The sequence below is a fragment of the Sorangium sp. So ce204 genome (genome assembly GCF_051526795.1).
Taxonomy (GTDB): domain Bacteria; phylum Myxococcota_A; class Polyangia; order Polyangiales; family Polyangiaceae; genus Sorangium; species Sorangium cellulosum_B.
Map to the genome: position 1 here is coordinate 3,023,711 of NZ_CP150317.1, position 19,630 is coordinate 3,043,340.

The 19,630-nt window shown below is 71.7% G+C and carries 15 protein-coding genes and 1 tRNA gene; all 16 read left to right on the plus strand.

Annotation, left to right across the window (positions count from 1 at the left end):
• Positions 1-82 precede the first annotated feature (82 nt).
• The 16 genes from WMF22_RS11530 to WMF22_RS11605 all read left to right on the plus strand — a co-directional run bounded on the left by WMF22_RS11530 (position 83) and on the right by WMF22_RS11605 (position 19,625).
• A tRNA-Arg gene (locus tag WMF22_RS11530) sits at positions 83-155 on the plus strand.
• 622 nt (positions 156-777) lie between these two features.
• Positions 778-1,371 carry a DUF4255 domain-containing protein gene (locus tag WMF22_RS11535; RefSeq protein WP_437299149.1) on the plus strand — a complete coding sequence of 198 codons (594 nt, stop codon included), beginning with the start codon at positions 778-780 and terminating at the stop codon, positions 1,369-1,371.
• The gene (locus WMF22_RS11540; RefSeq protein WP_438035782.1) at positions 1,368-2,267 is read left to right on the plus strand and encodes a hypothetical protein; all 900 of its coding nucleotides are present in this window, start codon (positions 1,368-1,370) and stop codon (positions 2,265-2,267) included. Before WMF22_RS11535 ends, WMF22_RS11540 begins: the two co-directional genes overlap by 4 nt.
• A gap of 27 nt (positions 2,268-2,294) precedes the next feature.
• A complete protein-coding gene (locus WMF22_RS11545) occupies positions 2,295-4,178 on the plus strand; it encodes a phage tail sheath family protein (protein WP_437299151.1) in 1,884 nt (627 codons plus the stop codon).
• Positions 4,179-4,208: 30 nt separating this feature from the next.
• Positions 4,209-4,661 (plus strand): phage tail protein, encoded by a 453-nt coding sequence (locus tag WMF22_RS11550; RefSeq protein ID WP_437299152.1) that lies wholly within the window; start codon positions 4,209-4,211, stop codon positions 4,659-4,661.
• Between the two features lie 85 nt (positions 4,662-4,746).
• Positions 4,747-7,359, plus strand: a complete 2,613-nt coding sequence (locus WMF22_RS11555; protein WP_438035783.1) for a hypothetical protein — start codon at positions 4,747-4,749, stop codon at positions 7,357-7,359.
• Between the two features lie 4 nt (positions 7,360-7,363).
• Positions 7,364-7,867: a phage tail protein gene (locus tag WMF22_RS11560; protein WP_437299154.1), complete on the plus strand. Its 504-nt coding sequence runs from the start codon at positions 7,364-7,366 to the stop codon at positions 7,865-7,867.
• A 4-nt stretch (positions 7,868-7,871) separates the two neighbouring features.
• Positions 7,872-8,642 carry a CIS tube protein gene (locus WMF22_RS11565; protein ID WP_437299155.1) on the plus strand — a complete coding sequence of 257 codons (771 nt, stop codon included), beginning with the start codon at positions 7,872-7,874 and terminating at the stop codon, positions 8,640-8,642.
• 13 nt (positions 8,643-8,655) lie between these two features.
• A complete protein-coding gene (locus WMF22_RS11570) occupies positions 8,656-8,820 on the plus strand; it encodes a hypothetical protein (RefSeq protein ID WP_437299156.1) in 165 nt (54 codons plus the stop codon).
• 6 nt (positions 8,821-8,826) lie between these two features.
• On the plus strand, positions 8,827-9,888 hold the full coding sequence (locus tag WMF22_RS11575) for a phage late control D family protein (protein ID WP_437299157.1): 1,062 nt from the start codon (positions 8,827-8,829) through the stop codon (positions 9,886-9,888).
• Positions 9,889-9,892: 4 nt separating this feature from the next.
• A complete protein-coding gene (locus tag WMF22_RS11580; RefSeq protein ID WP_437299158.1) occupies positions 9,893-10,612 on the plus strand; it encodes a phage baseplate assembly protein V in 720 nt (239 codons plus the stop codon).
• Between the two features lie 7 nt (positions 10,613-10,619).
• Positions 10,620-12,224 (plus strand): hypothetical protein, encoded by a 1,605-nt coding sequence (locus WMF22_RS11585; RefSeq protein WP_438035784.1) that lies wholly within the window; start codon positions 10,620-10,622, stop codon positions 12,222-12,224.
• Positions 12,225-12,232: 8 nt separating this feature from the next.
• Positions 12,233-12,625 carry a GPW/gp25 family protein gene (locus WMF22_RS11590; RefSeq protein WP_437299160.1) on the plus strand — a complete coding sequence of 131 codons (393 nt, stop codon included), beginning with the start codon at positions 12,233-12,235 and terminating at the stop codon, positions 12,623-12,625.
• 13 nt (positions 12,626-12,638) lie between these two features.
• Positions 12,639-14,933 carry a baseplate J/gp47 family protein gene (locus WMF22_RS11595; protein WP_437299161.1) on the plus strand — a complete coding sequence of 765 codons (2,295 nt, stop codon included), beginning with the start codon at positions 12,639-12,641 and terminating at the stop codon, positions 14,931-14,933.
• A 1-nt stretch (position 14,934) separates the two neighbouring features.
• Positions 14,935-17,850 carry a phage tail protein gene (locus WMF22_RS11600; protein ID WP_438035785.1) on the plus strand — a complete coding sequence of 972 codons (2,916 nt, stop codon included), beginning with the start codon at positions 14,935-14,937 and terminating at the stop codon, positions 17,848-17,850.
• Positions 17,847-19,625, plus strand: a complete 1,779-nt coding sequence (locus tag WMF22_RS11605) for a collagen-like triple helix repeat-containing protein (RefSeq protein WP_438035786.1) — start codon at positions 17,847-17,849, stop codon at positions 19,623-19,625. Before WMF22_RS11600 ends, WMF22_RS11605 begins: the two co-directional genes overlap by 4 nt.
• The last annotated feature ends 5 nt before the right edge of the window (positions 19,626-19,630 follow it).

Consider the following 19,630-nt stretch of genomic DNA (forward strand, 5'->3'; position numbering starts at 1 on the left):
GACGAGGGCGTGGCTGGGGATCTGGCTTGATGCGTGAGGCGAGGTGTGCCAGGGTCCGGCGCCCGTAGCGGCTGTTGCCCCTGCCCCCGTAGCTCAGTGGATAGAGCAGCGGTTTCCTAAACCGAAGGTCGCAAGTTCAATTCTTGCCGGGGGTGCCGAAGGATTTCGGGCACTTACGAGAACGAGCCCGCGTGCCATGGGCCGATTGTGGGTTGCTCGATCGGCCCATGGACCGCCGCGGCGGTGCGGTGCTCCTTCCAGCGGCGCGGCGCCTTCGCTGCCCGCCGTAGCTCTCCTCGCGGGCCCGGCGGGAATCGCTACGCATCGGAGGACCCGGCCGGCGAGGTGCACCGCGCCGCCGTGGCTGCTCGAGCGCGTGTCGCCGCCGCCTCCGCGCCGGCGGAGCAAGCCAGGGGCGGCCCGACGAGCGAGCTGCGCCTGCGGCCGCGCACCGAACGCGCGCTTTCACCGGTGTTCGTCGCTCGAGTCGATCGCGTCGTTCGTATCGTGAGCGGATTGCTCGTCGCAAACGATGTGGCCGTCACCGTCGGGCAATAGTGTATGCGATTGCGATTGCGATTGCGATTGCGGAGCCGCTGACCCGATCGGGGTGGCGGATGTCATCGTCATCGACTCACCGGTGTCCGTCCTGACGATTTACTGGTTGACACCAAGCGCGCCCCCCACGTTACATTGCGGACAGCTCTGAGTGGGTGTGCGAGGTCCTCGTGAGGCCTCGCCGAGGGGGTAGTCCTTTCTCTGGACGGGGGGGCTGGTTTGGCTACGCACCACGCTGCAGCCGCGATCGGCGAGACGCTCGCGAAGCTCCTCGAGGGCGCAGCCCTCCAGAGCTCCGAGACGTTTCAGCGTGCGCCATTCACATTCGTGCGTGACCTCCGCACCCCGCCGGCGCAGGGCGCGACGGTGTATCTCTACCGCGTGTCTGTCAGCCCGTCTCGGCACAACTTTCAGGCACGCACCAACGCCCAGGGGCAGCGATTCCGCGCGCCGCTGCCGATCGACTTCCATTACCTCGTGACGGCCTGGGGGCGCGACGCGAGGGAGCAGAGCGCCCTGCTCGTGTGGGTGATGCGGCAGCTCGAAGACCTCGGCCCGCTCCGCGCTGCAGTGCTGAACCACCATTACGGCACCACCGCAGCTCCGTTTCATGAAGACGAAGAGGTGCAGGTCACGTTCGAGCCGCTGACCCTCCAGGACCACGTGAACGTCTGGGAGGTCGCCAAGGCGAGCATGCAGACGTCGGCGGCCTATGTCGCGCGCGCGGTGCCCATCGAGACGACCGAGACCGAATCGCGGCACGGCCCGGTCCAAACCAGGGAGTTCGTCGCAGGGCCGCAGGTGTCGCCGTGACGGCCGACGTGATGACCCGCGTCGCCCCGCTCGGCCTGCGCTTCTGGGACGAGGTGAATCGCGATCTCGTGCGCGACGGGCTCGCCGTCTCCGCGTGGCCCGAGTCGCTGCCCTCGCGCCCTCGGTCCGCCAGCGTGAATGCTTCGGGGGTGTGGGCCCTCCACGATCTCGCCCTCATGGCTGCGTTCGAGCGAGGCGCGGGCGACGCGAGGTACTGGGAGGCGGTGGCGTCGGGCGCCGACCCCGCGCTCTCCCCGCGCAGGCCGTTCGTCGTCGAGGTGCGCGACACCGCCAGGCGCTTCTTGCCCGTGCGGCTGCGCGTCACGCTGCCCGTGCGAGGGCTCTATGACTGGCCTGCGGCGGCGGGGCTCGCGGCCGAGGCGCGCGCCCTCTCCGCGGGAGCGCCGCCCGGGGTGATCCCGCTGCCGGTCGCGCCCTCGCGCCCGGTGCGCGCGCTCGCGGTGGTGCGCGCCGAGCTCGCGGTCGACGGCGATGAGCCCGCGGCCAGCGCCCTCGTCGAGGTGTTCGCCTCGGGGCGCCTCGTTGGGCGCGGCATGTCGGACGAGCGCGGCCGCGTGGCCGTGATCTTCCCGTATCCCGACACGCTCGTCGTGTCGTCGGGATCGCCGCTCGGGTCGCCTTCGGCGGGCGCGAGCCCGTCCGAATGGCGCTGGAACATCGAGGTGGTGGTCCGCTACGCGCCGCCGGCCGCCGGCGCGCGCCGCGGCGACGCGCCCGAGCTCGCCGCGGTGTTCGCGCAGCCGCCGACCACGGCGCTCCTCCGGCTGAGCCCCGAGGAGCCCTTGAGAGACTTCGAGTTACGCCACAGGGACGAGCAGGTGCTGCGCACCGAAGGCGCCTCCGACGGGCGGCTCTGGATTCGAACCGTGATCTGACCATTCATCGACGAGGGAGAAGAATAGATGCCCGAGTACCTGTCACCCGGTGTCTATGTCGAAGAGACATCGTTCCGGTCGAAGTCGATCGAGGGCGTGAGCACCTCGACCGCGGGCTTCGTCGGCCCCTCGCGTTATGGGCCGCTCGACCTCGTCCCCGAGATCGTCACCAGCCTGGGCGAGTTCGAGCGCATCTACGGCGACGGCCAGAAGCTCGACTTTGGCAGTGCCGAGCGGCACAACTTCCTCTGGCACGCGGCGAGGGCGTTCTTCGCAGAGGGCGGCCGGCGCCTTTACATCTCCCGCATCTTCAGGCCCAGGTCCGCGACCGACGACGGCATCGCGCATGCCACCCTCGCCGCGGGCAGCCCCGTCGACGACGATCTCACCATCCGCGCGCGGTACCCAGGATCGGGCGGCAACGTCCGCGTTCGCCTCACGCTGCGCGCCGGGCAGAACGTGCGCACCGGCAGCGGCGCCGACGCGCGCCTGCGCGGCGCGACCGACCGCGACGTGGTGCTCCTGTGGCAGGACGCCAATGCGCCCCTCTCCCCGGGCCAGAGCCCCTTCTATATCGCCCGCCGCAGCGCCGACGGGGTCTGGGCCTTCACGCGCGACGGCGAGCGCGGGCCTGGCGAGATCCTGCTCACGTCGCTGACCGCGGCGAGCGACGTGCGCCTGGTCACCGTCAGCGTCCAGGTGTCGTACGGCCCCGGGGCCGACGAGACCTGGGACGGCCTCGCCCTCGACCCCTCGCACCAGCGTGACGGGGCCCGAGACGCGATCACCTCGCGCTTCGGCTTCGATCTCGACGACCCGTCGCCGCTGCGCGCGATTCCCATCGTCATCACCGCAGGGGACGGGCTCGATCACGGCGTCGGCCTCACCGAGGCCCTGATCAACAGCAACCTCGGCCTCTCCTCCGCGCTGGCGGCGGCCACCTCGGTGACCACGTACGTCGACGCGCTTGCCGACCACGGCGCGCTCGAGGTCACCCTCGAGGGCGGCAACGACGGCGCGCTGCCCGAGCCGGGAGAGTACGAAGGCGCCGAGAACCCCGCCAACGCGCGCAAGACGGGGCTCAAGCAGTTCGAGGACCTGGACGACATCTCCATCGTGGCAGCGCCGGGGTCCTCGTTCGGCACCGACTCGGACGTCGCCGCGACCATCGCGGGCCACCTGGTCACCCACGCGGCGACGATGCGCTACCGCATCGCCGTGCTCGACAGCATGAACAACCAGGCGATCGGCGCCGTGCGCGCGTACAGGGCCCGCTTCGACTCGACCTACGCAGCGCTCTACTACCCCTGGGTCAAGGTGCTCGACCCGATCACGCGGGCGCCCATCGCGCTCCCGCCGAGCGGGTTCGTCACGGGCATCTACGCGCGCAACGACGTCGAGCGCGCCGTGTACAAGGCCCCCGCCAACGAGGTGGTTCGCCTCGCGCTCGGCTTCGAGGTCACCCTCAACAAGAGCCAGCAGGACGTGCTCAACCCCGAGGGCGTCAACTGCTTTCGCTTCTTCGAGGGCCGCGGCAACCGGCTCTGGGGCGCTCGCACGATCAGCTCGGACCCGGAGTGGAAGTACGTCAACCTCCGGCGCTACTTCGCCTACCTCGAGCACTCGATCGACAAGGGCACGCAGTGGGCCGTGTTCGAGCCGAACGGCGAGCGGCTCTGGGCCAACGTGCGGCGCACCATCGAGGACTTCCTCTTCAACGAGTACCAGAACGGCGCGCTGCTCGGCGACCGGCCCGAGCGCGCGTTCTTCGTGAAGTGCGACCGGTCGACCATGACGCAGAACGACCTCGATAACGGGCGGCTCGTGTGCCTCATCGGCGTGGCGCCGCTCAGGCCCGCGGAGTTCGTGATCTTTCGCATCGGGCAGTGGACGGGCGACCGCAAGGTCTGATGCCAGCTCGCAACGGAGGGAGTGAGATCCATGCCAGTGCAGCGTGAACGACCGTACATGCAGTTCAACTTCCTCGTGGACCTCGGCACGGGCACCGACGGGCCTGACGCCGCGTTCCAGGAGGTGAGCAACCTCGGCACCGAGTTCGCCGTGGCCGAGTACCGCGCGGGCAACGACAAGGAAAACAACGTCCGGAAGTACACTGGCCTCAACAAGGCCACGGACGTGACCCTCAAGCGCGGCATCGTGGGGTACCGGTCGTTCTACGACTGGGTCGAGCAGGTGCGCCGCGGCGACAAGGAGGCCGTCCGCCCGTCGATCACCATCAGCCTCCAGAACGAGGCCCACGAGACCGTGATGACCTGGACCCTCAAGAACGCCAGGATCATCAAGTACGTCTCGGGGCCCTTCAACGCGAAGGGCGGCGATGTGGCGATGGAAGAGATGACCCTCGCCTACGAACAGCTCGTGCTGGAGTCCTGACCCGAGGATGAGCTCCCGCGCGCCCCGACGTCTGCCCGGCGTACGATTCGAAGCGCCGCCTCCCCGCCCGGGCGCGTTACCGCGCATGGACGTGGCGGCGTTCGTGGGCTTCGCGGCGTCGGGGCCGTGCGACCTCCCCGTGCTCATCGAAGACCCGCGGCGCTTCGCCGACGTGTTCGGCGACGATCTCGAGCTCGCGTGGGACGGCCGTCGCGGCGAGGTGGTGACCTCACGCCTCGGCGCGGCCGTGCGCGACTTCTTCCGCAACGGGGGCCAGCGCTGCTGGGTGGTGCGCGTCACAGGCGCTCAGGCCACGACCAACCAGTTCGCGGTGCCGGGGCTCATCGACATGAACAACCCCGCGGGCCCGGGGATCACCCTCCAGGCGCGGTCGCCTGGGAGCTGGTCCGACCGGGCGGTCGTGGGCGCATCGCTCGAGGCCACCGCGCTGCGCCCGGACCCCGCCTATGCCCCGGGGACGGCCTCGTGGCTCGCTGCCCTCGCCCCCTCCACGCCCCGCCTCGCGCTCGTCGTCGACGCGGCCTCGGGCGTCTCGCCGGGCGACCTCGTGCGCGTCACCGTCTCGCACTGGCCCGGCGCCACGTCGAGCTGGGAAGCGTGGCTGTTCGTGGATCGCATCGAGGAAGACGGCCGCGCTTCCAGGGGCTCGCGCAGGATCGAGATCGTGGGCGCCACGCCCGCCCGGTGGCTCACCCGCCTCGCGACCGCGAGCGGCGACGCGCCCACGACAACCACCCCCTCCGGTGCCCCGGCGGCGCTCCCACCCGGCGCCGCGGTGCGCATCGACCGCGTCGAGATGGAGCTCAGGGTGCGCATCGAAGGCGAGGAGCGCTTCCGGCTCGGCGGCCTCGGGTTCCACCGCGCGCACCCGCGGTGGTGGGAGGCGCTCCCGCGCGATCTCGACCTGCTCCAGCGGGATGACCCGTGGCCTTTCGAGCATCATGCCGCCTTTCGCCGCGAGCTCCTCGCGCCGAGGTTCCCGCTCGCATCGCGCCGCCCGTGTGATGCCGGCGCGACGGACACGGCCGCCCTCCCCCTCGCCATGGGGCCGTGGCCTACGTACGGCGCCCCCCTCGAGCACGCCGCACCGGCGCTCACCCGCGATGGCCTCGCGCGCTTCGACGCCGCCGTCTTCGTCGCTCAGGGCCTCGCGGACCTCCTGCCCCACCAGGTGGCGCTCGAGGCCGAACACGTGCTCCGCGCGCACGACCGCTCGCAGGGCGCGCCGTTCCAGGGCGTGCACGCGGTCTGGGCGATCGACGAGGTGACGCTGATCGCGGCCCCCGACGCGGCTCACCGCGGCTGGGAAGCCGCTTCCGCGCCCGTCGACCTCGCGCTCGGCTTCGACGTCGCGACCCCCAGCGAGCCGCGCGTTGTCGCGCGCTGCGGCTGCGACGAAAGCCGATGGCCGACCCCGCCGCGATGCCCCCCTGAAGAGGCCCCCGCCGGCGCGTTCGGCCCGTCCGATCGCGGGCCCGCCGCCCCACGGAATTTCACGGTCGAGCCGCGCGAGGACCCGCCGGAAGGTCCGGTCGCGCTCCCCGTCGGCGCGCGCGCGTTCACCCTGCGCTGGACGCATACCGATGGAGCGACGTACGTGGTGCGGGAGAGCACCTCGCTCGAGCGTGGGAGCGGGGAGATCCGCCTCCACGACCCGATCGTCCTGTACGAAGGCCCCGGCGCGGGGGGCGACGCGACAGCCGACGTGCGCGTTCTCCCCGTGTTCGGGCGCTCGCCGGGCCTGTGGCATTACCAGGTGCGGGCCGTGGTCGACGGCGTCGCAGGGCGCTGGTCCAGCATCGTCTCGGTGAGGGTGACGACCCCCGAACGCGCGCTCCTGAGCGACGCCGACGACGGGGCGGACGCGCTCGCGCGGGTGCAGCGCGTGCTCCTGAGGATGTGCGCGGCGCGCGGCGACCTGCTGGCGGTGCTCTCGTTGCCCGAGCGCTTCCGCGAGGCGGAGGCGATCGCGCACGCGGCGCGGCTGCGCTCCTACGACGACCCCGCCGACCGCGCCGGGCTCCCCCCCGAAGCGCTCAGCTACGGCATGCTCGTCCACCCCTGGCCCGTCGTGCTCGAGCCCACGCACCGGGGGAACGCCCGGCGCGCGCCGCCCGACGGCGCCGCGGCCGGCGTGCTGGCCTCGCGCGCGATCCGCCGGGGAGCGTGGATCTCCCCCGCGAACGAGGCCCTGGCCGACGTGGTGGCCCTCTCGCCCGCGCTCTCCCCGTCGCGATGGGAGGCCCTCCTCGACGCGCGGGTCAACGTCCTGCGCCAGGAGGCGCGCGGGTTCGTGGCGCTCGGCGCGGACACGCTCTCCGACGACCCCGACCTCGTGTCGGTGACCGCCCGGAGGCTCCTCTGCTTCCTGCGCCGCGTGGCGCTCCAGAAGGGCGCGGAGTACGTGTTCGAGCCGCACGACGACTTCTTCCGCCGAGAGGTGATCGGCTCGTTCGAGCGCCTGTTCTCCGAGCTCTTTCGCGCCGGAGCCTTCGCGGGGCGGAGCCCCGAGGCCGCGTACCAGGTGCGGGCGGACACGGCGCTCAACCCGCCGTCGGCGGTCAATCAAGGGCGCTTCGTGATCGAGCTCAAGGTCGCGCCGTCGATCCCCCTGAGCTTCATCACCGTACGGCTCACGCAGCGCGGCGACGTCACCGCGGTCGCGGAGGTGCGCTGACGCCATGGCCGAGCGCGAGACCGACCAGGTTGCGCGGCCCTTCATGGGCTTCGCCTTCGCCATCGAGATCTCGGTGCCGGGCACGGTGCCGCGCGTATGCAACGCGGCGTTCGCGGAGTGCGACGGGCTCGAGATGACCATGGACGTGAAGACCATCCGCCAGGGCGGCGACAATGGTCGGCAGGTGCGCCTCACGGGCCCGATGGGCTTCGGCACGCTCACCCTCAAGCGCGGGATGACCGCGAACTTCGACCTGTGGACGTGGTTCGACAAGCTGGTCGAGAGCCCCGGGCTCCGCGCCGACGCGGTGGTCGTGCTCTACGCCGCCGGACAGACCGCGAGCCCAGAGGCCCAGCGGGCCGTGAGCGCGTCGTGGGAGCTGTCGCGCTGCGTGCCGGTGAAGCTCAAGGCGCCGCCGCTCAACGCGCGCGACGGGATGGTCGCCATCGAGGAGTTCCAGCTCGCGTACGAGTCCCTGCGGCTCCGGCCGCCAGGGCAGGGAGGTTGAGACGATGCCAGCGCCTGTGGTGCTCGAGAAGGCTTTCCTCGTCGCTGTCGACACGTCGGGCAAGGAGCAGGGCGAGCGGGTCGTCGTCCAGTTCAACCCCGAGAGCCTCAAGGTGAGCTTCGCCAACCAGATCGCCCAGCCCCAGGGCGGCGGCAACCAGAGCGAGAAGGACCCGCAGCAGTTCGTCGGCGCGGGGACGACGAAGCTCGCCGTGCAGCTCTGGTTCGACGTGACCGTGCGCTCCGACGGCGTCGACGACGTGCGCAAGCTGACCGAGAAGGTCGCGGCCTTCATCACGCCCGAGCAGGACAAGAGCGACAAGAACAAGTTCGTGCCCCCGAAGGCGCGCTTCGGGTGGGGCACCTTTCAATACGACGGGATCATGGAGTCGCTCGAAGAGTCGCTGGAGTTCTTCTCCAACGACGGGCGGCCGCTCCGGGCGAGCGTGACCTTCACCCTGTCGCAGCAACGGATCACGAAGTTCGCGTTCGGCAGCGCGAAGGCGGCGTCGGCGCCCCCGGGCGCGCCCAACCTCGGTCAGAAGCCGCTCGACGCGGCGCCGAGCAACGGGTCCGTGCAACAGATGGCGGCCGCGAAGGGCAAGGGCAACGACTGGCAGTCGATCGCCGCGGCCAACAAGATCGAGAACCCCAGGAGCCTTGCGCCAGGGACGCTCCTCGACCTGAACGTGCGTGTGCCTTCGGTGCAGCCGCCGTCGATCGCGGTATCGCAGCCGCCGTTACCGCAGCCTCCGCGCGTGGGGCTGAGGCGTTGAGGAGGGAGCGCTGATGTCGGTCGTCATCAAGGAGTTCGAGGTCGCCCCCGCGCCTGCCGCGCCCGCGCCGACGTCACAGGCGGCGCCGCCCGGGAAGCCGCCCCCCGTCGACCCGAACGAGCTGCGGCGAGCGCTCGTCTGGCAAGCGCGGCGGGCGCTGCGCGTGAGGGCGTACTGAGCCGCCATGAACGCGCCTGCGACGATCAAGGACGCTCGGCCGACGTTCCTCATCGAGGGGAGCGAGGAGGTGGAGCTCGGCCGGGGGCTCATCGCGCTCTCGATCATCGAGGAGGCCGGCGGCCCCTCGCGCTGCGAGGCCACGTTCGGCAACTGGGGCACGAAGGATCAGACGAAGGACTTTCTGTATTTCGATCGCCGCACGCTCGACTTCGGCAAAGGGATGCAGGTGCGCTACGGGACCGACACCGTCTTCGACGGGCGGATCATGGCGCTGGAGGGGCATTTCCCCGAGGGCTCGGCGCCCGAGATCATCGTGCTCGCCGACGACAGGCTGCAGGACCTCCGCATGACCCGCCGTTCGCGGGTGTTCGAGCACATGAGCGACGACGCCGTGTTCCAGCGCGTCGCGCAGGACCACGGGCTGCAGCCCGACGTGCAGCTCCAGGGGCCCACCCACAAGGTGCTCGCGCAGGTCAACCAGAGCGATCTCGCGTTCTTGCAGGGGCGCGCCCGCGCGATCGACGCCGAGCTCCACGTCGACGGGCGAACGCTGCGGGCGAGGTCGCGCGCGCGCGCGTCGTCGAGCCCCGTGGAGCTGAGTTATGGGGCGGCGCTCCGGTCGTTCAAAGTGACGGCCGATCTCGCGCACCAGCGGACCGCGGTGAAGGCGACCGGGTGGGATCCGGAGGACAAGCGGGCGCTCTCGTACGAGGCAACCGACAGCGCCATCCAGGCCGAGCTCGGGAACGACGAGAGCGGCGCGAGCGTGCTGCGCGCGAAGCTCTCGGAGCGCAAGGAGGTCGTCGCGCATGGGGTGACCTGGAGCGACGGGGAGACCCAGGCGCGCGCCGAGGCGCACTTCCGCCATGGCGCGAGGCGCTTCGTCGTCGGCGAGGGGGTGGCCGCGCCCGACGCGCAGCTCCGCGCGGGGGCGAGGGTGAAGCTCGATGGCCTCGGGGCCCTGTTCAGCGGCACCTACCACCTCGCCGAGGTGCGATGGCTCTTCGACGAGGGCGGGCTCAGGGTGGAGTTTCGCGCCGAGCGCGCTGGGATTGGGAGGCCATAGACCGATGTCGCAACGTGACCCTCTGGAGTCGACGATCGATGAGCGCATCCCCTCGGGGCTGGGCGGTCGGTGGTACGGCGTCTACCCCGCGCAGGTGCGCGACATCAAGGACCCAGCGGGCAAGGGGCGGGTCAAGGTCGCGCTCCCGTGGTCGCCGGATCCGTCGGGGAGCGACGGCTACGAGGCATGGGCGCGCATCGCGGCGATGGGCGCGGGGAAGCAGCGGGGGGCGTGGTGGATCCCCGACCTCGACGACGAGGTGCTCGTGGCCTTCGAGGGCGGCGACCCGCGCAGGCCTTACGTGATCGGCGGGCTCTGGAACGGAAAGGACGGCCCGCCCGAGTCGATGGATGGCGCGGGGAAGAACCCGCTCAAGGTGCTCCGCTCGCGCAACGGGGTGAAGGTCACCATGGATGACACCGACGGGCAGGAGAAGCTCATCCTCGAGACCCCCGGCGGCTGCAAGCTCACGATGCGCGACGGCCCAGGCACCGTCGAGATCGCGGACGCAAACGGGAACACCCTCAAGATGGAGGCGAGCGGGGTCACCCTCACGGCCAGCAAGCTCACGATCAACGCGGGGGCCAAGATGGACGTGACCGCGGGGATGGTGAACGTCAACGCAGGGATGTCGAAGTTCAGCGGGGTTGTGCAGTCCGACACGAACATCACCAACGCCACCGTGAGCGCGTCGTACACGCCCGGCGCGGGGAACATCTGGTGAGGCGCGCGTGACGACGAAGCACGAGATCGGCTGGGTGACCGCGGCGCCCCTGTGGCGAGGCCGCGCGGTGGCGCCCGGGGTCATCGCGGCCCCCGATCTCCTGCGCTTCGACTCCGACGATTTCATGGACGATCTCACGGCGCTCCTCGCGAAGCGCCCCGCGGATCTCGCCGGCAAGATCGCCACGAAGAAGACCTACCGCGCCAGGCCGCCCGGGGCGCCGGGGGACTGGCCCCCCACGCCCGCCGCGCTCCGGCTCTATCAACCCGTGCACGGGCATTTCAACCTCGTGATCGCGAGCCTCGTGTGCCACACGCCGGGGCTCCCCGATCACGGCGTCGACCCGGCGAAGGGCGAGGAGGCGTGGTTCGTGCTCCGGCGGCTCCGCAAGAGCGACGCCCGCGAGATGGCCTGGGTGACCGACGCGCAGAAGCGCCACACGTGGTCGCCGATCGCGGGCGACGCGAAGCTCGGCGAGGTGGCCGAGGGGGAGCAGCTCCTGCCGCTGTTCATGGTGCCCTTCACCGAGAACGGGCGCACGCGGAGGCTGTGGGCGGGGCTCATCCCGACCTCGAGCCGCGAGACGTTCGTGGCGACGCGCGAGGCCGTGCCCGAGGTGTTCCCGGAGGAGGCCGCGCCGGCGCCGGGCGCGCCGCATCCCGGCGTCCCCGAGCCGCCCTTCACGGACCCCGAGCTCGTCGAGGCGCGGGCGCGCGTCATCGGCGGGCTCCAGGCGCTCGTCACCCCGCGGACGCTGCTCGCGCAAACCCCCGCCGAGCGGCACGCCGAGGAGCGCATGGAGCAGGAGGTCACGCGCTTCTTTCTCCTCGACCTCGCCGACCTGCTCACGAGGTACGCGCCCTCGGTGATGGGCGCCTCACGACCGCCCTCCACGGCCCCGAAGGCCCGGGCGCTCTACGACCTGCTTCCCGCGACCGGGGTGCGCGACAAGCTCGCGCAGGCGCTCTCGCAATGGGCGGAGATCACCGGAGAGGGCGAGGGCACGAGCTCGATCACCGTGAACCTCCGGAACGTCGCGCTCGATGTGTATACCTTCGCGCGCGCGCTCGACGAGGCGATCAAGGAGCACCTCGCGGCCACGCCGGCGCCGGCGCCCGCCGGGGGCGATCCGGCGCGCCCCGGGGCCATGGAGCTGCCGCAGCTCGACGACGGCGAAGCGCGTTACGTCCTCCGTTGCGTGTACCGGCGGACGAGGTGCCGGCCCCCGCACCCCGACCTCGTGAGCGCGCGATCGGCGGAGTTCACCATCGCGCCCTTCTTCGATCCCGACGCGCCGGCGCGGGCCGTGCGCATCGCGCTGCCTGTCGACACGTCGCTCAAGGGGCTGCGAAAGTTCAGGAAGGGCGTGGCATTCCTCCTGTCCGATCAGCTCCGCAAGCAGATGAGCCAGGCGTCGAACATGAAGGATCTCCTCGACGGCAAAGCGGGCTCCGAGGAGCCCTTCACGCTTGGCGAGATCTGCTCGTTCTCGATCCCGATCATCACGCTGTGCGCTTTCATCGTGCTGATGATCTTCATGATCCTCCTGAACTTCGTGTTCTGGTGGCTCCCGCTGCTGCGCTTCTGTTTCCCCATCATCAAGAGAAAGTGACGACGGTCATGGACGCAGGGAAACTCTATGGTCGTGGCATCTCGTTCCCGCCTCGCGTGGGCGAGGACGGGAGGGTCGCGTGGTCCGTGGGGGAAGAGAACATCCGCGACGCGATCCGGGTGATCCTCCTGACCGAGCCCGGCGAGAGGCTCCTCCGGCCCGACTTCGGCGCGGGCCTCCGGCGTTTCCTCTTCGAGCCGAACACCGTCACCACCCGCAGGGCCATCGAGGAGGCGATCACCGTCGCCCTCAAGGACTGGGAGGCGAGGATCGCCGTGGAGTCCGTGACCGTGGAGGAAGAGCCCGACGACCCGCGCGCGGTGCTGGCGACGGTGACTTACAGGCTCGTGGCGACCAGCGCGGTCGAGCGCGTGAGCCTCAGCGTGGGCGTGGCTGGATAAGAGGAGGCGCGCGGTGCCTGTTCGCATTCCTACGATCGATGAACGCAAGTTCCAGGACCTCGTTGACGAGGCGCTCGCGCGCGTGCCCGTCCACAACCCCGAGTGGACCAATTTCAACAAGAGCGACCCAGGCGTCACGCTCATCGAGGTCTTCGCGTTCCTCACGGAGTCGCTGCTCTATCGCGCGAACCTCATCCCCGAGCGCAATCGACTGAAGTTCCTGTCGCTCCTCGGGGTGCCGCTCCAGCCCGCGTCGGCGGCGCAGGGCCTGGTGGCCTTCGCCAACGAGAAGGGCCCCCTCGCGGTGCACACGCTCACCCGGGGCGTCGAGGTGCGCGCAGGCGCGGTGCCCTTCGTGACGGGGCGCGGCGTCGACGTGCTCCCGATCGAAGCCAAGGCATTTTACAAAGCCGACGTCACCGACCTCTCCGCCGAGGCGAAGGGGTACTACGAAGATCTCTACCGATCCGCCACCGAGGAGCGATCGGGCGCCGCGGCGCGCTTCTACCGCACGACGCCGCTGGAGACCGCGGGGCCCTCCGGCGTCGACCTCGGGGGCACCGTGGGCCACGCGCTCTGGATCGCCCTCCTCGCGCGCCCCAAGGACGACGTCGAGCAGGCGCGGAGGCTCATCGCGGGCAAGGTGCTCACGCTGGGCTGGGTGCCTGTCGTCGACGACGCCGGGCGCGCTGTCACGCCGATGACGGGCGCGGGCGCCGCCTCCACGGCGAGGCTCCTCTACGAGGTGCCGTGGATCGACGAGAACAGCAGGTCCGTGCAGACGGCCGGCGGCCTCCGCACGCCGCAGTACAGGCCGCTGACGGCGAGCCCGTCGGGCAACGTGCTGCTCGAGCCCGGGGTCGTCGAGGTCATGCTCCCGCCCGAGGGCCGCTTCGGCATGTGGGACGACGTCGAGCCCACGGAGGCCGGCGTCGGGGAGTTCCCGCCGTCGCTCGAGGACACGACCCTCGACGAGCGGCTCATCACCTGGCTCCGCGTGCGGATGGTCGGCTCCGCGGCGGCGCGCGTGCTCTGGGCCGGGATCAACACCGTGCCTGTCGCGCAGCGCGAGCGGGTGCTCAACGAGGCGCTGCCCGACGGCACGGGCGAGCCCGATCAGGCGGTGACGGTCGCGCGCAGGCCCTTTCTTCCGGGGAGCGTGCGGCTGCGCGTGCGCGCCCCGACGGCGAGCGCGTTCGAGGCGTGGGCGGCCATCGACGACCTGCTCGCCGCGGGTCCCGAGGTGCCGGCGCCCGATCCGAGGCTCCCGCCTGGGCGGCGGCAGGTCACGCCGGCGCCGTCGAAGGTGTTCGTCGAGGACGCCGAGGCGGGTGAGCTGCGCTTCGGGGACGGCCAGCGCGGCGCGAGGCCGCCGCGGGGCGCCAGGCTCGTCGTCGATTACGAGTGCTCGGTCGGCGCCGCGGGCAACGTGGGCGCCCTCGCCGTGAGCAGCGCGCCCGCGCTCCCGGCGGGGGTCACCGTCTCGAACCCCGTCGCGACCTGGGGGGGCGCCGACGCCGAGCGCGTCGACGACGGCGAGAAGCAGATCACGCGGTACCTCCAGCACCGCGACCGCCTGGTCACCGTGGCCGACTTCGAGGCGATCACCTGGCGCACCCCGGGCGTCGCGATCGGCCGCGTCGATGTGCTGCCGTCGTTCCGCCCGGTGCGCGGCGGCGAGCCGATCACCGACGCGCCCGGCGTGGTGACCGTCATGGTGGTGCCGCGCTTCGACCCGCTGCACGCCGACGCCCCGGAGGCCACGAGCGATTTCATCGACGCCGTGTGCGCGTGGCTCGACCCGCGGCGGCTCGTCACGACCGAGCTCATCTTGAGGGGCCCCGAGTACGTGGACGTGACCGTCTCGATCGGTATCGAGGCGGTGCCCGGCGCGAGCGTCCACGATGTCGTCGAGGCAGTGCGGCTCGCCGTGAGGGATTTCCTCTCGCCGCTGCCGGCGCCCGGCGTCGAGAACATCGAGAAGGAAGCGGCGCTGCTCGCGCCCCCGGAGCCCACGTTCCTGCAGGTGCGCCGCGGCTGGCCGCTGCGGAAATCGGTGCTGGCGCTCGAGATCATGGCGGTCGCGAGCCGCGTCCCCGGCGTGCTCTTGGTCAAGCCCGTCGTGCTCGGGCGAGGCGCGGAGACGACGCCGGCGCCCTCGGTGGATCTCGTGGGGCTCCAGCTCCCGAGGCTCGCGGCGCTCTCGGTGATCGACGGCGATCCGCTGCCGCTCAGCGAGCTGCGAGGCGGGCCGACCATGAGCGGCGAGTACCTGCCTGTGCCCGTCGTGCCCGAGGTGTGCGGCTGATATGAAGGACGTCAACGGAACGAGGTACCACCTCCTCCTCGGGCAGGACGACTGGGGCGTCCCTGGCACCGAGTCGTCGCCGCTCACGAACGATCGGGTCGTGTGGAATGCCGCGCGCAACGAGGTCTCGCTCCGCGCGAAGACATTCAGGTTTCGTACAGGCCGGAGCGACCGCATCCCGAGCGCGAGCGACCACCGCGGCGCCGCCATGGACCATTACGGCAACTGGTACTGGATCGATCCCTCCGAGCGCGCGATCGTTGTGACCTCGTCGGGAAGCCGCGAGACAGCCACGTTCTGGCCCGTGCCCGCCGAGGCGCGCGCGGAGCGCGAGACAGGCGCGTTCGGGCCCGCGGCCCCCGACGCGGAGCCGCCGCGCTGGCTGCTCTCGGGCCTCGCGGTGACCGACGACCACTACCTCGTGGCGGGCGCGCACGGCGACGACGGCTCCGTGCGGCTGCTCGTGTTCGACCTCTTCGGCGGCGGCGAGCCGATCCAGATGCTGTGGCCCGGCGCGCTGCCGCTCCGGATCCGGGATATCGCGCTCGCGCCCCAGGGCGGCCTGTGGATCCTGGACAGGGGCGATCCCGGTCGAGGGATCAGGGGCCGTTACTGGCGCCTCGACTGCCACCTCCGCGTCGTGCGGCGCGCCTCCTCGACGGCCTCGGCGCCGGGGGGCTTCTCGCCGTCGGCGCCGGCGCCGGCGTCGAGCGAACAGAGCGTCGAGCCCGCGCGCCCGGTCGACGCGGGCGACGCGTTCGACGCGCTCTCGGGCGATCCGATCGCGATCGAGGGGCTGCCCGACGGGTCGGTGATGGTCCTCGATCATGCCGGGGCCGAGTCGCGGGTGAGGCTGATCCGGCACATGACGAGCGAGGGCGCCGTCACGAGCGCCCAGGTGGCCGAGCTCTCGGTCTCGCGCTTCCAGGAGCTCCTCTGGGAGGGCACGCGCGACGAGGCGATGGGATCGCCGGGTGACGTGCCCGAGCTCACGCCGCACGCGTTCGACGTGGCGTTCGTGCCCGACGCGGGCTGCCCGTGGCCGTGGACAGGTGACGTGTTCCTCACGTCGAGCCATGGAAACCAGGCGTTTCGCGTGAGGCTCGAGGTCGACCAGCCCGCGGGCGCTCCGCCCGACGCCCCTGACGCTCCGCCGCCCGTGCGGCTCGTGGCGCACACCGATTACGTGCCGATGCGCCTCCACGCGGGGCTCGGGCTCGTGACGGCCGCGGGGCGCGTGCACTACGACTCCGGCGGGCGCTGGATCCCGCTGGTGATCCAGCAGCGGCCGCGCTTCGAAGCCGAGGGGGAGATCGAGACCCGGAGCTTCGACAGCCGCGAGCCAGGGTGCGTGTGGCACAAGCTGGACCTCGACGGGGCCATTCCCGGCGGGGCCTCGGTCGAGGTGTGGAGTCGGGCGAACGACGAGCAGGACGCGCTCGCGCTCGGCGCGTGGCAGCGCGAGCCGGCGTTCACGTACAGGCGGCGCGATGGCTCGGAGCTGCCCTTCGTGCCGCAGGGCAAGCGCGAGGGCGAGGGGACATGGGAAGTGCTCCTGCAGAACGCCCGGGGGCGGTACCTCCAGCTGCGCCTGCGCCTCTCGGGCGACGGGGTGCGGTCGCCCTCGCTGCGCGCGCTGCGGGTGTGGTACCCGCGGTTTTCGTACCGGGACCGGTACCTCCCGGGGGTGTACCGCGATCACGACGTGAGCGGGTTCCTCGAGCGCTTCATGGCGAATTTCGAGGGCACCTTCACCGCGATCGAGGGGCGCATCGCGGCCGGGCAGATGCTCTTCGACGTGCGCTCGTGCCCGCCCGAGGCGCTCGACTGGCTCGCCTCGTGGTTCGGCGTGCTGCTCGATCCGACGTGGGACGACCGGCGCCGGCGCCTCTTCATCCGCCACGCGATGCAGTTCTTCCAGATGCGGGGCACGGTGCGGGGGCTGCGCGCGGCGGTCGCGCTCGCCACGAGCGAATGCGTCGACGAGCGGCTCTTCTCGGACGAGGGGGCCGACGCGTACGGGCCCTTCGGGGTGCGGGTCGTCGAGCAGTTCAGGGCGAGGGAGTTCCCCGGGGCGCTGCTGGGCGACGCGAGCGGCCGCGACCCCGAGCAGACCCTCGCCGTCGTGGACCCGGGAGAGCCCTGGAAGCCTTCGGACGGCCTCGGGGCGCTCCTGGAGCGTTATGGGCTCTTCCTCGACCGCTGGCGCCGAGGTGAGCCGTCCGACGGCCCGCGCCGCGCGGGCGAGCCCGAGGCGCCCATCCCCGAGACCTTTCCGACGCGCGCGCGCGTCGGGGACGCCGACGCCGACGCGTGGCGGGCCTTCGTGCGCGGCGTCCTGGCGCTGCCCGACCTGCCCGATGGGGTCGATGAGCCTGGCTGGCGCGGTTACCTCGAGAGCCGGTACCGGAGCATCGATGCGCTCCGCGCCGCGCACGGCACGGACGCCGCGGGCTTCGGCGCGGTGATGTACCCGGACCCGCTGGCAGGCAACGCGCGGCTGCTCGACGACTGGTATCGCTACGAGTCCGCGGTGCGCCCCACGCGGAGGACGGCCCATCGCTTCACGGTGCTCGTCCCGGTGCCGCCGGGCGGGGCCGCGGACGAGGCCGCGCTCCGGGAGCGGCTCAGGGTCGCGGAGCGCGTCGTGGCGCTCGAGAAGCCCGCCCACACGACCTTCAACGTGATGTTCTACTGGGCGATGTTCCGCGTGGGGCGCGCGCGGCTCGGGCACGACACCCTCGTCGACCTCGGCGGGCGCGCGCCCGACCTCCTGCCCCCCGCGGTGGCTGGCAGGAGCTACCTGGCGCAGGCGTACGTCGCCACCGCGCTGCCCGACGGCGCCGTCGACCGGAGGCGCATCTCGGAGAGCACGCTTCAGAAGGTTCAAGGGGTTTCACAGGAGACGAGCGCATGAGTGTGTTCGAACCGTCGTCAAGGCTCAGGCCCATCGTGATCGATCCCCACAAACGCGTGAACTACACGCTGGGGATGGTGCTCGGCGTCGACGACTTCGTGCAGGAGCAGACCTGGCACGCCGAGTCGCTCCGCCACGTCGTGCGCGACCTCCTGGGCTACGGGACCGTGCGCGGGCTGAAGGTGACGACCCGGGGCGCCGCGAGCGCGCTCGAGGTGGTCGTGCGGCCGGGGGTCGCGGCCACGCCCCGGGGCGAGATCGTGCGCGTGGCCGCGGAGCAATGCGCGCAGCTCGACACCTGGCTCGGGTCAGGGGGGTATGCGTCGGAGCGAGAGCGGAGCGCGCACCGCAATGCCGTGGCGGAGGCGGTGGTGGCGGGCTCGCCCGCCGACACCGGCGCGCTCACCGTTCACGTGGTGCTCGATTACGCCGAGTGCACGACCGACAAGCGGCCCATCCCGGGCGAGCCGTGCCGCAGCGAGGACGACGTGCTCGTCGACGCGCGCATCAAGGACGCGTTCTCGCTCACGCTCTCGCTCCGCCCACCGCAGCAGATCGAGCTTCAGGGGGCGCACGGCTTCGCGTGCTGGCTCGCGAGGGTCCCCATCGTCGACACGTCGCCCGTCGATGGGCAGCTCGAGGACTTCCTCGACGCGATCCGCGCGGCCGCGGCCGCGAGCTCGCCTCCGGGACCGCCGTTCATGCAAACGCCGCCGCCCTTCGGCTTGACCATTCCGCGGAGCGAGGCCGAGCGCTGGCTGCGGGCCGCGTTGAGGCTGTACGTGACCGAGCTGCGGTCGAACGCCGATTGGCTCGCGCCGGGGCAGGACGCGACCGGGGAGCCCCCTTCGCGGGAGCGCAACGTGCCCTCGGGGATCCTGCTCGCGACGCTGCACGTGCAGGTGGTGCGCAACGTGCTCGACGCCGCGGCGCGCTGGGAGCTGTCGGCAGACCCGCTCTCGGTGACGATCGACGAGAGCGAGCGGCCGTTCCTCCTGCACTCGGACTTCTACAAAGAGTACCTGCTGTGCACGGCCGACGTGATGCGCGAGGGCACCGGGGGGCCGGTCGTGCCGGGGCCCGCTGGGCCTGCGGGGCCTGCCGGGCCCACGGGGCCTGCTGGAGCCAGCGGCGCGCCAGGGGCCGCTGGAGCGACTGGACCTGCCGGGCCCACTGGGCCTGCGGGGCCTGCCGGAGCCAACGGCGCGACGGGGCCTGCCGGGCCCACCGGACCTACGGGGCCTGCCGGAGCCAACGGCGCGACGGGGCCTGCCGGGGCCACTGGGCCTGCCGGAGCCAGCGGCGCAACGGGGCCTGCCGGGCCGACTGGGCCTACCGGAGCCAACGGCGCGCCAGGGGCCGCTGGAGCGACCGGACCTACGGGGCCCGCTGGACCCACCGGAGCCACGGGCGCACCCGGCCCGGCCGGGGATTCGCGCACGGTGACGATCACGGCTGGCAACGTCATCGTGGATGGACCGGACGTGAATGGGATGCGGGCCATCTCCATCGCGGGCGGGCTGCTGGGGCCGCTCGTGCAGATCGATTTCAAGATGCCTGATATCGATCCGGCGCAGTTCTTTTTCGCAGTGCATGCGATGCCGGTGCTGAATCCCGAGGACCGAGGCGCCAACATCGTCGTCAACATCGCCGAGCCGTTCACGGAGCCGAATCGGGGCGCCGGAAGGTTCCTGCTGCGGTGCCAGCGCAACGGCGAGAACGTCACCAAGCTCGTCTTGCAGATCGACATCATGGCGTGGAGGATCGCGCCTTAGCGGGA

Excerpts from the sequence above, each read along its gene's own strand:
- WMF22_RS11570 (WP_437299156.1), top strand. The coding sequence starts at position 8,656 with ATGTCGGTCGTCATCAAGGAGTTCGAGGTCGCCCCCGCGCCTGCCGCG.
- WMF22_RS11600 (WP_438035785.1), top strand. The coding sequence starts at position 14,935 with ATGAAGGACGTCAACGGAACGAGGTACCACCTCCTCCTCGGGCAGGAC.
- WMF22_RS11555 (WP_438035783.1), top strand. The coding sequence starts at position 4,747 with ATGGACGTGGCGGCGTTCGTGGGCTTCGCGGCGTCGGGGCCGTGCGAC.
- WMF22_RS11605 (WP_438035786.1), top strand. The coding sequence starts at position 17,847 with ATGAGTGTGTTCGAACCGTCGTCAAGGCTCAGGCCCATCGTGATCGAT.
- WMF22_RS11565 (WP_437299155.1), top strand. The coding sequence starts at position 7,872 with ATGCCAGCGCCTGTGGTGCTCGAGAAGGCTTTCCTCGTCGCTGTCGAC.
- WMF22_RS11550 (WP_437299152.1), top strand. The coding sequence starts at position 4,209 with ATGCCAGTGCAGCGTGAACGACCGTACATGCAGTTCAACTTCCTCGTG.
- WMF22_RS11580 (WP_437299158.1), top strand. The coding sequence starts at position 9,893 with ATGTCGCAACGTGACCCTCTGGAGTCGACGATCGATGAGCGCATCCCC.
- WMF22_RS11590 (WP_437299160.1), top strand. The coding sequence starts at position 12,233 with ATGGACGCAGGGAAACTCTATGGTCGTGGCATCTCGTTCCCGCCTCGC.
- WMF22_RS11575 (WP_437299157.1), top strand. The coding sequence starts at position 8,827 with ATGAACGCGCCTGCGACGATCAAGGACGCTCGGCCGACGTTCCTCATC.
- WMF22_RS11560 (WP_437299154.1), top strand. The coding sequence starts at position 7,364 with ATGGCCGAGCGCGAGACCGACCAGGTTGCGCGGCCCTTCATGGGCTTC.
- WMF22_RS11545 (WP_437299151.1), top strand. The coding sequence starts at position 2,295 with ATGCCCGAGTACCTGTCACCCGGTGTCTATGTCGAAGAGACATCGTTC.